Annotated in this window: 16 protein-coding genes; 5 read left to right on the plus strand and 11 right to left on the minus strand. The window is 43.1% G+C overall.

Annotated elements, in window-relative coordinates; genetic code table 11:
* The first annotated feature begins 158 nt into the window (after positions 1-158).
* The 4 genes from DWX76_RS12935 (at position 159) to DWX76_RS12950 (ending at position 4527) form a co-directional block, all read left to right on the plus strand.
* On the plus strand, positions 159-695 hold the full coding sequence (locus DWX76_RS12935) for a hypothetical protein (protein ID WP_107001171.1): 537 nt from the start codon (positions 159-161) through the stop codon (positions 693-695).
* A gap of 809 nt (positions 696-1504) precedes the next feature.
* A complete protein-coding gene (locus DWX76_RS12940; protein WP_107001170.1) occupies positions 1505-1927 on the plus strand; it encodes an RNA polymerase sigma factor in 423 nt (140 codons plus the stop codon).
* Between the two features lie 490 nt (positions 1928-2417).
* Positions 2418-2618: a hypothetical protein gene (locus tag DWX76_RS12945; RefSeq protein ID WP_107001169.1), complete on the plus strand. Its 201-nt coding sequence runs from the start codon at positions 2418-2420 to the stop codon at positions 2616-2618.
* A gap of 400 nt (positions 2619-3018) precedes the next feature.
* Positions 3019-4527, plus strand: a complete 1509-nt coding sequence (locus DWX76_RS12950; RefSeq protein WP_107001168.1) for a recombinase family protein — start codon at positions 3019-3021, stop codon at positions 4525-4527.
* A gap of 628 nt (positions 4528-5155) precedes the next feature.
* Here the strand turns inward: DWX76_RS12950 and DWX76_RS12955 are convergent.
* Positions 5156-5440: a hypothetical protein gene (locus tag DWX76_RS12955; RefSeq protein WP_118570826.1), complete on the minus strand. Its 285-nt coding sequence runs from the start codon at positions 5438-5440 to the stop codon at positions 5156-5158.
* Entirely contained in the window at positions 5437-5919 is a 483-nt protein-coding gene (locus DWX76_RS12960; RefSeq protein WP_118570827.1) for a PHP domain-containing protein, read from the minus strand. The genes DWX76_RS12955 and DWX76_RS12960 overlap by 4 nt, the downstream gene beginning before the upstream one ends.
* A 141-nt stretch (positions 5920-6060) precedes the next feature.
* On the opposite strand from DWX76_RS12960, the gene DWX76_RS12965 reads away from it, so the two are divergent.
* Positions 6061-6294 carry a helix-turn-helix domain-containing protein gene (locus DWX76_RS12965; RefSeq protein WP_243022585.1) on the plus strand — a complete coding sequence of 78 codons (234 nt, stop codon included), beginning with the start codon at positions 6061-6063 and terminating at the stop codon, positions 6292-6294.
* A gap of 970 nt (positions 6295-7264) precedes the next feature.
* Here DWX76_RS12965 and rsfS read toward each other — a convergent pair.
* The 9 genes from rsfS to DWX76_RS13010 form a co-directional block, all read right to left on the minus strand.
* Positions 7265-7633, minus strand: coding sequence for a ribosome silencing factor (gene rsfS, locus DWX76_RS12970; RefSeq protein ID WP_106999903.1), 369 nt, complete (start codon positions 7631-7633; stop codon positions 7265-7267).
* Positions 7634-7660: 27 nt separating this feature from the next.
* The gene (gene yqeK, locus DWX76_RS12975; protein WP_022359429.1) at positions 7661-8242 is read right to left on the minus strand and encodes a bis(5'-nucleosyl)-tetraphosphatase (symmetrical) YqeK; all 582 of its coding nucleotides are present in this window, start codon (positions 8240-8242) and stop codon (positions 7661-7663) included.
* A complete protein-coding gene (gene nadD / locus DWX76_RS12980; protein ID WP_107000399.1) occupies positions 8242-8868 on the minus strand; it encodes a nicotinate-nucleotide adenylyltransferase in 627 nt (208 codons plus the stop codon). The genes yqeK and nadD overlap by 1 nt, the downstream gene beginning before the upstream one ends.
* Before the next feature lie 50 nt (positions 8869-8918).
* A complete protein-coding gene (gene yhbY / locus DWX76_RS12985) occupies positions 8919-9215 on the minus strand; it encodes a ribosome assembly RNA-binding protein YhbY (RefSeq protein ID WP_022359431.1) in 297 nt (98 codons plus the stop codon).
* A 74-nt stretch (positions 9216-9289) separates the two neighbouring features.
* Positions 9290-10582 (minus strand): GTPase ObgE, encoded by a 1293-nt coding sequence (gene obgE, locus DWX76_RS12990; RefSeq protein WP_106999904.1) that lies wholly within the window; start codon positions 10580-10582, stop codon positions 9290-9292.
* Positions 10583-10641: 59 nt separating this feature from the next.
* Positions 10642-10932, minus strand: a complete 291-nt coding sequence (gene rpmA, locus DWX76_RS12995; protein WP_022359433.1) for a 50S ribosomal protein L27 — start codon at positions 10930-10932, stop codon at positions 10642-10644.
* A gap of 3 nt (positions 10933-10935) precedes the next feature.
* A complete protein-coding gene (locus DWX76_RS13000; RefSeq protein WP_118570828.1) occupies positions 10936-11265 on the minus strand; it encodes a ribosomal-processing cysteine protease Prp in 330 nt (109 codons plus the stop codon).
* Between the two features lie 5 nt (positions 11266-11270).
* Complete coding sequence (gene rplU / locus DWX76_RS13005) at positions 11271-11579, minus strand: 50S ribosomal protein L21 (RefSeq protein ID WP_106999905.1); 309 nt, start codon at positions 11577-11579, stop codon at positions 11271-11273.
* A 139-nt stretch (positions 11580-11718) separates the two neighbouring features.
* On the minus strand, positions 11719-12585 hold the full coding sequence (locus DWX76_RS13010; RefSeq protein WP_118570829.1) for a transposase: 867 nt from the start codon (positions 12583-12585) through the stop codon (positions 11719-11721).
* Positions 12586-12879: the final 294 nt, after the last annotated feature.

Consider the following 12879-nt stretch of genomic DNA (forward strand, 5'->3'; position numbering starts at 1 on the left):
ACTACAGTTAGTTATAAAAAGCTCATAACCGATTAGTAAAGGGAGGGATACCATTGGGGCTATAGAGGAGGAGAATTTGAGAGAATAGTGCCTTACATAATGGTGGGCGCTAAAAAATCTGAGTTTGTTACTATGGTAAAGTCTCAAGGAGGTCATTTATGAAGAAAGGTTTGAAAAAGGCATTGGGTCTGTTGGTAGCGCTGAGTCTCATGGTAGTTGGTAGCGCATTTAGTGCTCTTGCTGCTGATTCTCCAGAACAGAGACAAACATTCAGTGTCGATCTGAATAATTTTGACGAAAGCCAGCCCTATTCGGAAACATTACATTTCGAGAAGGACGGTCAGCCGGTAACAGTGACACTTAGCTATACGCCTCCTTTAACTCGTGATCCTGCTACTGAAGGAACGTGGAAATCGGATGCATTTTGGGGTGTCGCAGGTATGGATTACAGATTTGACTTATCAAAGAGTGGTAGCCAGTGGAAAATTTCTAATGCACGTGATTTAAATACCTACTGTGTTGGCGGAACGGTTGAAGATGAAAGTTTAGCCATTGGCCGTGCAACATCTACCTCAAGCAAAGCGGCCGAAGTGACTGGCTCTATGAGAGCAAATGTAGTCGGCGGAGTAGGAACACTTTCTTTCGCTTTAAGAACGGAAGTTTTTAATGGAGAAGTTTCTACCGTATTAAATTAAGAATAATATAAGTAGAGTCCTATTCAAAAAGGTGTTGATGTAAATATGTCGGCAATGTCTATATTTTTTCTAGTTGTATGCTCCGTCCTTGGACTTGGTGTTTTATACTGTATAGCTCGAATTATAGGATGGCTATTCAATCAGATAAAAAATAATGCTGATTAAGTGAAAGCAATTATACAATTTAAAAGGGTTGTTGCAAAGAGAAAAGTAATGTTCTGTATATGGTAGATTTAATAATTGACATATACTATATATAGTAAATTGAGTCTGTTTTGTAACAACCTTTTTAAAAGAAAATTTTTAGTAACAATTAGATAGAGTAGAGGTACGTTAACCATTAACATATCCTCTACTCTATTTTTTTATTTTTGCCTCCTATCTACGACAAATTTTGTCAAAAAATACATTATATGATAATAAAAGAACTACGAGATTTTTACGCGGAGGTTGCTAATAACATGAGTTAGATTATTGAGAAAAAATAGATGAAGCAACGCCCCTTTTGCTTTACCTCCTCCTAGATGGGAGGAGTTTTATTCCAATTTAAACTTTTTTAAGGCTCAAACAAGCTGTTATTTGTTTGAGCTTTTTTTATGTTCGACACCTTATTTCAGGATTTGCTATCGAAACAGAGCCAGTCTTGAGATAAGCTGTCGAGGCTTTTTTAGAACGAGTAGCCATCTTTACTATTTTATAGATTTTTCACTGTTATTTTTTGAAAATTTCAGAAATTTCAGCCTACATATACGCTCCCCGCCGCTTCTGTTTTGTTGTCCATCCATCACAAAACAAAGCGGAGGTTCAATATGGCTATTATAAATTTACGGGACTATTACCCTTTTTATACGTCAGACTACTTTATGGAAGTACCAGAAGATGTTGTTGAAATGTTCAAGGAGTTTGACCGGAAGGAAGCCGCTTACCGTCTGCGTACATACCGGCACAAAGCCTATTACTCCCTGGATCGGAATGATGGAATTGAGCATGAGGCGCTTTTCGTTGCGTTCTCTCCCTATGAACTGTATGAGCGTAAAGTGACGATACAAGAACTCTATACCGCCATCTCACGACTGCCCGACAAACAGGCAAAGCGCATTTACGCTCATTTCATTCTCGGCTTGACGAAACAAGACATTGCCCGGGCCGAGGGTGTGGATGAAAAGGTCGTGCGGCTCGCCATTGAGCGCGGCCTTCGGAACTTGGAAAAAATTTTAAAAAAATTTTTATAAGGTGTACCGATTTCGCCTCAAAAATGAAATGGCTTATGAGAGGCAGTCAAAGCCTCGGGCCACATTGGCCCGAAGCGGGACACGCCTCACGCAGATTGAAAACTGAATAAAAGATAGACGGATACGAAGGGTGCTTGTGTCCAGTGACAGGCCCGCCATGACCTCTATTTTTACACTAGAGAGAGCGACCAGGCCCATGCCGTAGGCAGACTGTGGCAGGTCTGCCGGACAAAACACAAAACCCGGATACTTGCGATTAGTCACAATCCGAGCGTGCAGCGGTGTTGCGAACCGTGAGCCGTCGCAGGTAATGAGATCGCCTTGCCATCAGAATGGGGAGAGCTGAAATGCTATGGGACAAAAAGCCAACTGTCCGTCCGGTCTATCTGAAAAAACTTTCTAACCTGTGGGGCCCTTCCTCTATTACTGTCTGATGATAGGGCAACCGTTCTGGCTGGGCCCCATATTTTTCTATGAACAGGAGAATTTTATGAAGGAAAATATATCTAGTCCAGAATTAACGCTGAATATATGGAGTAATGACGCCTGCCGGGGCTATGTGATTATGGCCATGCAGGACTGTGGATTCACCCATAAAGATATTAGCCGTGTAGTAAATCAGCTTTATGGAGTGTTTGACTTATACACACTCAACGAGGCTGAACAGAAATATTATAACGGCGATTATTAGCTTCGGGCCAACGTGGCCCGAGGCTGGGGAAAGCTCAAAGGGCAGTTCCTTCCAGGGAGCCGCTTTTTTAGGTTTCCCCAGCAGACAAGAGGGAAGCTGGCCGCTGTTCATCCGTACTGAAAAGTGGAGGTTTTCGATGGTTCAATCTGTTACATACCAAAGCGAAAAACAATCCGTATATTTTCAAGGGAAACTTATCGTATTGGAAAATCTAATTCCGGTACTATCCCCGGATGAAAAGAACAAGCGAAAAAGAGAAATCGAAAATCACTTATATGATGTGTTCAGTAAATACACGGACAGATTTTACTAATCAACCGCAACATTGTTGTCCGGGGCTGCCTATGGTATAATATAATTGTAAGGTTGGTAGCTCCATTCCATACGGAAGGAGCCCAATATGGACATTATCAGAGAAGATTGTATATACGCGAGACAGTCGGTAGACCGTAAGGACAGTATCAGCATTGAAAGCCAGATTGATTTTTGTAAGTATGAGCTGAAAGGCGGAAGCTGTAAAGTATTCAAGGATAAAGGCTATTCCGGGAAGAATACGGACAGGCCGGAGTTTCAAAAGCTGTTAGGAGAAATCCGAAAGGGCCGGGTGCGGCGGGTAATCGTTTATAAGCTGGACAGAATCAGCCGTTCCATTCTGGACTTTGCAAACATGATGGAGCTGTTCCAGGAATATGACGTGGAGTTTGTTTCGTCCACAGAAAAGTTCGACACCTCAACCCCAATGGGGCGGGCCATGCTGAATATTTGTATCGTATTCGCACAGCTTGAACGTGAGACAATCCAGAAACGCGTCACGGACGCTTACTACTCCCGGTGCCTGAAAGGTTTTCACATGAGCGGACAGGCCCCCTATGGTTATCAGTTGGAGCCGACAGTGGTTGAAGGTATCCGCACAAAAAAGATGGTGGCAGACCCCGAAACTTCCCAATATGTAAAGCTCATGTTTGAAATGTATTCCGAGCCGGAAACGTCTTTTGGTGACATTACACGGTACTTTGAGGAACAGAACATCAAAGTTTACGGTAAATCGCTATTCCGTACCTTTATTTCACAGCTTTTAAGAAATCCTGTTTACGCACAAGCAGATTTAGAACTCTACGAATTTTTTAAAAGCCAGGGGGCGGCTATTGTCAATGACGCTTCCGATTTTGCCGGAACCAATGGCTGTTATCTCTATCAGGGCCGGGACGTGAAGGAGGATAAAGACAGGAGCCTGAAAGACCAGATACTTGTAATCGCTCCACATGAAGCGCTCATACCGTCTGATGTATGGCTGAAATGCAGGAAGAAGCTAATGACAAATAAGAGTTTTCAACAAGGACGTAAGCCGAAAAATACATGGCTTGCCGGAAAAGTTAAATGCGGGTGTTGCGGATATGCCTTAAAGGCAACACACGTTCCGAACAGCGAAGGCTATTTTCGCTGTAGTAAACGGACTGAAAATAAAGGCTGCCCGGGCTGTGGTAAAATCCGTAAATCTGAATTTGAGGAATTTATTTTCAGTGCTATGCGGGCGAGATTTAAAAATTTTCAAGTCCGCCATAGCCGGGAGGAAAAAGTCAATCCCAAACTGACCGCCCATCAAATTGAACTGGCGCAAGTTGAAGCCGAGATTGAAAAACTACTTGATACGCTAACCGGAGCCAACGCAACACTTCTTGCCTATGCTAACAAAAAAATTGAAGAACTGGACACTCGCCGCCAGACCATTTCAAAGGAGATTGCGGAAATGTCCATTGAAACAATGTCACCCCAAAAGGAGCAGGAACTCTCTTATTACCTCGACCATTGGGACAGCATTGAATTTGACGACAAAAGGAAAGCCGTTGACGGCCTGATTATTTCAATCAGCGCAACTAGCGACCACGTTCAAGTAGAGTGGAAAATCTAAGCTCTAACTTCTGGATTATCCCACTCTACTTACTTTCAAATCTATCTTTTCTTTTTAATCTTGTTTGTACCCCTTGTACACCGTTGCTTCCGTTATGATAGAACTATTACCAATATTGAAAGGAATTTCTAAATGAAGATGAGCATGAACAACGGAGAATAGGGATGTGACCTTTATTTTGACGATCCAGACTTTCCAAGAATTCTGCATGTTTGGCTGGAATCGAAGTCCCTGTACAGTATCTCTCGACAGAGAACAATTTTTCATAACTACGGAATTTGGTTCTCATTTTCAAAGAAGGATGAATGTCAGCTGATCTGAGCATTCATCCTCTTCCTCATCATCCTCGTCAAAATCACCGGCATCTCCAAAAAGAGCCTCGTGTTCCTCTTTGCTGGTACACATTAATTCATCCCATAAGAATCTTTCAGTTGCATCAATTTTTCCGTCACCGTTAAAATCCTTCCACTTGATGCCGACACCCTACTTAAAGATTACTGATTTGTTTTTCTTTGTACCTTTATCATAACACAAATGCTGTCCAATAAAACAGACTCTTCACATCTATTACTTCGTTTGAAATATCTTTTGGGAATCCGCAAAAGCCCGTAAACTCCCGATTGACTTTTCATTGGCAGTCTGGCAGTTCCAGCCGTTTCAATTTGTGAGCATCTAATCCAATAACCGTCTCTGCCCCTTTCTCTTCGGCTATCTTCCAGAACTCTTCCCAATAATGATGTTTGTGTCGCATGGAGGAACAATTCTTTTCCAGAGGCAATCCGTATTGCACAGCCGTATCGATAACCCGTATCGCAACCGCTTCCATTTCCAGAGTCCAGATTTTCTGTCTTCTGAAAATCCGGTCTGGATGAGCAACGCTCTTGAAACAACCTGTTTTCATTCCCGCGATCATCGCATCGCCAAGAGCTGTGTATTCATATCTTCCAGCAATCGTTCTTTCGGCCATTCGAAAGTATAATGCTCTCTGTCTTCCGGGTCTTCTGCCATATGCTGACCGAGCAATAAGATTTCCAAATCCGGATTGTTGGAAAGTTCTTGATAATATCCGCTCCGATCGTATCCAGAAAAATACTCAATCTCCAGTCCGATATGAATTTTAATCTGCCTCTGATACTGCTCTTTCAGATTTTTAAGAGTGGATATGTATTCCGACAGCTCCTCATACTTCATCCGACCGCCAAACGGATTGTCGGGGAACGGAGCGTGATCCGTAAACCAGAGATCCGTCGCTCCAAGACTAATCGCCTTTTTGATATATTCTTCATCAGATACCATTTCTGCATGTCCACATCGTAACGTATGCACATGGAAAAGATATCGTTCTCCTAATGAAATCATTTCTTTACCTTCTTTCATTGATGCCAAACACATGACGGCATACCATTAAATACATTTTATAAATATATTTTCGTTCTAAAGAACTATACATTGTTCCTTAGATTCTGTATGTTATTCAGTTCAATCAATATAATACCTTTAGAACTAAGTATCGTTCCAAAGGAGGGTTTGCAAATGGATCTGAAAGCGGTTGGACTGCGTATCAAAGAAGCTCGGGAAGCAAAAAATCTGACACAGGAAAATCTGGCAGCCATCGTCGATCTCAGCACGACACATATCAGCGTCATTGAACGTGGTTTAAAGACCATGCGGCTTGATAACTTCGTCGCCATCGCAAATGCCCTGGATGTCTCCGCCGACTCTCTCCTCTCGGACGTTGTAACCAAATCTACGGAAGCAGATGAATGAACTGTCGGAAGCCATTCGCAGTCTTCCTTCCGATGAACAGAATAGACTCACTAAAGCTCTCCGTGCTTATCTGGAATAGATATCTTCTTATATTAATACGATTTCCTGTCAGACATTTTTTACAGGAAGAAAATTCAAACCATAGCAAACTCTTTTTCTTTGCGGGATTCAGAGATATTTCTTTGTCTCGCTCGTATTTTCTCATCATCTTCTGACATAAAGGTATCTTCTTTGTCGAATTTTGTCAATCTTTGTCAATCGAAAATGGTTTTCCCATTCCATGGAGGATGATATATTGGTCTAAAGAACTACAAAACATTCTTTTGCAAGGAGTACGACTATGGGACAAAACGAAACGCCAAATACAACTGATTGCACGGTGCAGGAATTTGATTTTACCGGAACCCATGATGATCTTGCGTTTTTTCCTTTTATTTCCTAAACAAAGGTTTTCAAAATCCCGTAACTGGAAAATCTGAAACGGGATTTTCGTTATCACATTTACCTGTAAATGGCTTAAAACTGGCATTTCTCTCATTATCATGTTCGCGATACAAACGGAAAGCCTGTTTACGAAATAAAAGGAATAACCTTAGCGCTTTCCGATTCTGATATTCGTGATATGAAAGGAAAATGTGCATTTTCACTTATTTCTTTGTTCACAAAATAAAAGGAAAACACTTTTACCATATATTCACGATATAAAAGGAATAAAAAACAGCGTTTTCCAACCCTATATTCAGGATATAAAAGGAAAACGCTGTTGTGGTTTCAGACTGTCTTGTTCGCGATCTCGCGTAAATTACAGATATTTGATTTGATACGCTTGTTCACGATAGTTTGTAAAACATAAGATTATATTTTTAACTGCTTGTTCGCAATATGAAAGGAAAAATTTACACTTTCCGAACCTCTTGTTCGCGATATAAAAAGCATGTTCGTGATATAAAAGGAATTAAACAAAAATCTATTACAATTCCTCCACATTCTCAACTACTTTTCCATCTCTCCAGATGCGCTCCAGATCATAAAACAGTCTGTCATCGCGGGAGAAAATGTGTACGATCAGATCGCCGTAATCCATCAGGATCCATCCGGCAGTCTGATAGCCCTCGATCTGACGGCACTCATGACCGGCTTTGCCGAGTTCTTCCTCTACATTATCTGCCATTGCCTTTACCTGGCTGGCGTTGCTTCCGTCTGCGATGACAAAGTAATCAGCCAGTACAGATACTCCATGAATATCAATGACGCGAATATCTTCGCCTTTTTTATCTTCCAGCGCCTTTACGGCAAGTTTGGTCAGCTCTTTTGCTTCCACGGGGATTATCCTCCTCATTATTTTATTTAAATCCTGTTAATGTGTCTATTGATGAACATGACGTTCATGATAGTATTCCCAGGTCTGTTCGGTTGTATCATCCTCTGCCGTGCCCGTTTCCTTTAAATAATTGCGGGTGCTGTCCAGAATCTGATACAGCGCTTCGTCCAGATCTTCAAATGCAAGACGGCGGAGCTTCGGCAGATTTGGCGCCTTATCACGGCGCGGTTCGATGTAATCGGCTACGTACAGGATCTTGTCTAACAGGGACATCGCCGGTTTTCCGGTCGTATGGCAGGCGATTGCAGATAAGACCTCTGGATCGGTAATACCATACTTGTGTTCTGCCATCCATGCGCCTAATTTTGCATGAATCACAGCCGGAGCCCGCAGTTCACCTTCAGTCAGTTCAATGCCATGCTCCTGGCATTTGCAGATGATAGTCGCATCATCGTAGCGCTTTGCACAGTCGTGGAGAAGTCCAGCCATCTCCGCCTGATCCAGATTGGCACTGTAACGCATTGCCAGAGCCATGCATGTGTATGAAACACCCAGCGTATGTTCATAGCGCATCGGGTTCAATTTCTTTTTCAAATGCTTCCGTATCTCTGTAATTCTTTCGTCCATTACACATTTACCTCCTGATACAAGCCGTGCTGTTCGATATATTGACAGACTTCCTTCGGCACCAGTGAACGAACGTCTGCTGCGTGTCCTGCCCGGAAAGCCGCGCGGATCTCCGCCGAAGCGACATCCATTTCACGGCAGTGAAGACGCAGAATATGCGCCTGATATTTCTGGTTTAAATAGGAAATCTGCTCATCCAGCGAACGATCCGCCTCCTCATGCTCTCTTGCTGCCGCCAAAAATGTGACGGCTGGAAGAACATATTCGGGATGATACCATTTTTCAATGTCCATAATTGAGTCTGCGCCCGCGATAAAGAAAAATTCAACATCCGGATATTCTTCTTTCAATAAGCGAAGCGTGTCTGCTGTGTAGGTATTTCCGCCGATTCTGCGGAGTTCAAAATCAGACAGCTTAAAATAAGGATACGGCGCGATCGCAGCTGCAGTCATTGCCAAACGGTCCTTTGCCGCTGTGATCGTATGATCCTTTTTATGCGGCGGGATCCTGGAGGGCATATACCAGATGCAGTCAAGATCATATTCTTCATACGCCTGTCTTCCCAACATGATATGTCCATTATGGATCGGGTCAAATGTTCCCCCCATAATACCGATCTTTTTCATCGTCATCCGTATCCTTTCTGTCAGAGATTCATTCGCAGAATGCAGCCCCTTTATTTTGGCAGAACGATCTTACGTTTCTTCTCGTCCTTTGCCTCTTTATAAAGAACAATTTTCTTGCCGATTACCTGTACTACCTGTGCGTGGGTACGCTCAGCCAGAACGGCTGCCAGCTCATTGCCGTCATCGACGCAGTTCTTCAGAATATTCAGTTTAATTAACTCGCGGGCCTCCAGCGCCTCTGCCACAGCAGCGGTCAGTTCTGGCGTCAGGCTGGATTTGCCGATCTGGAAGATCGGATCCATGGTCATCGCGAGACCTTTTAAATAAGCTCTCTGTTTGCTTGTCATAAAATCTATCTCCTGTTAAAATTCAAACTCAGATCCAGTGTGGATTTCTGAGTTTGAAATATTGTAAATGTCAATTATTTATAGTAATCAAATTCAAGACCATACATACGAACTGTATCGCCCTCTTCGATGCCAGCCTCTTCCAGCTCAGCCAGAATACCGCTGTCCTTTAAGAATTTCTGGAAGAACTGGAAGCCCTTCTCAGAATCAAGGTTTGTGTAACCAAGCATCTTCTCGATCTTCGGTCCTTCTACCACATAAATACCATCTTCATTGCGTTCCACGGTATATGGAAGATTCTCGCCCTGATACTGGTACTCAAATTCTTTTTCGAAAATAACTGGCTTGCGGTCAACCGTTTTCAGCAGATCATTTACATGGTAAAGGAGCTCTTTTACACCCTGTCCGGTAACTGCAGAAATGGCAAATACCTGGATGCCTTCCGGCTCAAATTCGCGTTTTAAGCGCTCTACCGGGTCTTCCCAGTCCTCTTCGCCGGTATTGTAAATCGAATCTACCTTGTTGGCAGCAATCACCTGCGGACGCTCTAAAAGCGACGGATTATATGCTTTTAACTCCGCATTGATGGTACGGATATCTTCAACTGGATCACGTCCCTCGACGGATGCCGCATCCACAACATGAACGAGAACCTTGGTTCTCTCGATATGGCGCAGGAAATCATGTCCCAGACCGATTCCCTGGGAAGCACCCTCGATGAGCCCCGGAATATCTGCCATGACAAAGCCTTGTCCATCCTGCAGATCAACCACGCCAAGATGCGGGTTCAGCGTCGTGAAATGGTAATTGGCAATCTTCGGACGTGCATTGGAAACGCGTGAAAGCAAGGTCGATTTACCGACGTTCGGGAAACCAACCAGACCAACATCTGCGATTACCTTTAATTCCAGCTGTACCCAGAGTTCCTGTGCCGGCTGTCCCGGCTGTGCATACTTCGGAACCTGCATCGTCGAGGTCGCAAAGTGCATATTTCCAAGACCGCCCTTGCCACCTTTTAAAATCACTTCTCGGCGGTTCTCGCCGGACATATCCGCGATTACCTTACCGGATTCAAAATCCTTGATAACGGTTCCTTCCGGAACCTTGACAATCAGATCCTCGCCGTCTGCTCCGTGACAGCGGCGCTTTCCGCCCTGCTCTCCGTCGCCAGCCACATATTTGCGGACATGACGGAAATCGGTCAGGGTATTCAGTCCGTCGTCCACTTCAAAAATGACATCGCCGCCGCGACCGCCATCGCCGCCGTCCGGACCGCCAGCAGCTACGAAAAGTTCCCGGCGGAAGCTGACATGACCGTCGCCGCCTTTTCCGGATCTGATATAAATTTTTGCACTGTCGGCAAACATAAATACCTCCTTCTGATCTGAAAGAAGCTCCATACGAATTGTATGGAGCTTCTTTATAATTATTCGTTAATTGTTCTCGGGTAAACAGAAACCTGCTTTTTGTCTCTGCCCTTTCTTTCAAACTTTACGACGCCGTCAACCATAGCGAATAATGTATCATCTCCACCGCGTCCTACGTTCACACCTGGATGAATCTTGGTTCCGCGCTGTCTGTAAAGAATGTTGCCAGCTAATACGAACTGTCCGTCTGCTCTCTTCGCACCAAGTCTCTTGGACTCAGAATCACGACCGTTCTTTGTGGAACCAACACCTTTTTTATGAGCGAATAACTGAAGGTTCATTTTAAACATGCGTTACACCTCCCTGAATCGAATTTTAATGTATTTATCTCCATAACTCTCCGCGATATCGGTAAGTCCAAGTATCAGCGAATCCATTAGGAGTTTTGATTCCGCACTTACAGTACCGGTAAAATGAAAAATAAACTGACCTGTCTTTTCATTCACACTACCCTTAAAACCGTCATCGGTAAATTTCTCCACCGAATTAGCCATATTGACAGTCAGAACAGATACAGCCGCACAGACAATATCTTTGCCGTACTCATCATATCCAGCATGTCCCTTTACTTCCACTCCCGTGGTACATCCTTTGGAATCGGAGTATACGTCTACTTGAATCATTTCAATTAAGCGTTGATCTTTTCGATCTTAACTTCTGTAAAGAGCTGTCTGTGACCATTTTTCTTATGGTAGCCAGTTTTTCTCTTATACTTGTAAACGATAACTTTTTTGCCTTTGCCTTCTTTAACAACTGTTGCGGATACAGTAGCACCCTCTACAGTCGGGCATCCGATCTTCATCTCACCGTTATTAACAGCCAGAACCTGATCGAAAGTAACAGCTTCACCTGCAGCAGCACCGAGTCTCTCAACTTTGATTACATCGCCCTCGGCAACCTTATACTGCTTACCACCTGTTGCAATAATCGCGTACATCTGATGGCACCTCCTATTATCATTACTCGCCAGCTATGGCGGCTTGCGCACTTTTAGCCTCGCTGTGCGGCACACTTAGATATTCTAGCATCGGAATATGGATCTGTCAACGGTTTTTTCTTGAATTTGGGAGAAAATTTTAAACCAGTGTTACGGATAAAGCTGCTTTTTCCAAGTCCTCATAAGTACCACCAAATTGTTCAAGGGCTTGTTCCTTTGTTAGTATGCCTTTTTCAATCAGGTTTAAAAGTATTTTAGCCTCACCAACCTTCTCCCCTTCTGCAAACTCCGCCTTCCGTATCAATTCCGTTTCCCTCTTCTCGTCATACTCAAAAATACACACCTCTATCGCCTCCGCTCGATTCTTCCTCAGAAACTCTGCCAATATATTTTCATCGATACATTCCGTTACAGCCTTTTCAACCGCTTGATTGATATCTTTGTATTCAATCGCATACTGCCGTATTTTATGAACCAACAGCATATACTCTTTCAACAACCGGCAGGTTTCCAGGATCTCCAGATTTTTATCCAAATTGATATTTAAAACCTTCACAAGCAATTCCAGCTCAGGATGTTCTGTCTTCTGCATGAACGAATGTGACAATTTAAGCAGCCCCTCCGCCTCCCGCTCTTTTTCTCCATTGTAGAATACTACAAAATGCGGTGTCGGCAGTTCCACCAATGCCGATGCGTACAAGGTCTGGTTCCGGACCAGCATCTGGTACTCTTTTGCCACATAGAACAGAAAACGCAGTGGCATATTCGGATTCCATGTCGATTGATGTTCATATAAGTTTAACTGCATATCCAGCAAAAATGCCTGATCGTTTTTCATATTCATATATACAGCATTTTTCAGCGTCACAATCTCCAATTCTTTCGGATCTGTATAATGCGAATGATTCACTGCATTGTACAGACTCAGCAGATTCTCCCTTGTGCTGAACAGCATCCGGAACAGCGTGTCCTTGTGATTTCTCCGCACCCTCATTAAATTCCCCATAATTCTCCCCTTTCTGACAGGAGAATCTGGCTTTTCTGAGAATCTCCTGCCCTTTTGTATTGCCAAGTTGGATAAGCATAAGATTTCTCAGATTAATAATTAGAATATAAGATTGCTTGAATTGCAGATAAAGAAATATATATGCTTGATGAGTTAAATGTAACATATCTGGTTCAGATATGCAAGTAAGAATTTTGCAACTATTTATTCTGTAAATACGTACAAACGATATAACGTGTGTATTTCCTGTATGTGAAATGATACATAACAATATGGCTAAAAAGCGATTCTATA

Origin of the sequence: Clostridium sp. AF21-20LB, from assembly GCF_003478795.1 — a bacterium.
GTDB lineage: Bacteria > Bacillota > Clostridia > Lachnospirales > Lachnospiraceae > Otoolea > Otoolea fessa.